Annotated in this window: 1 pseudogene; it reads left to right on the top strand. The window is 39.1% G+C overall.

What is annotated here, in order from left to right:
* A pseudogene (locus tag AWH02_RS07260) lies at window positions 1–274 on the top strand (cell division protein DivIVA); the annotation flags it as partial.

Here is a 274-nt window from a genome sequence, read left to right as displayed (position 1 = left end):
CTGATAATGCTAAAAAAGTTGCGATAGAAACAGAAGAGCTGAAAAATAAGGCTCGTGTCTTCCATCAACGTCTTAAGTCAACAATTGAAAGTCAATTGAGCATTGTTGATTCATCTGAATGGGAAGAAATTCTTCGCCCGACAGCAACTTATCTCCAAACAAGTGATGATGCATTCAAAGAAGTTATTCAAGAGGCACTTGGTCAAACGATGACGCCTTATGTAGATGACGAATCAGAAGTAACTCGTCAATTCTCACCTGAAGAAATGGCTGA

It is taken from the genome of Streptococcus gordonii (assembly GCF_001553855.1).
Taxonomy (GTDB): Bacteria; Bacillota; Bacilli; order Lactobacillales; family Streptococcaceae; genus Streptococcus; species Streptococcus gordonii.
Note: the sequence above shows the minus strand (reverse complement) of the source record. Positions and strands in the feature narration are given on the sequence as shown.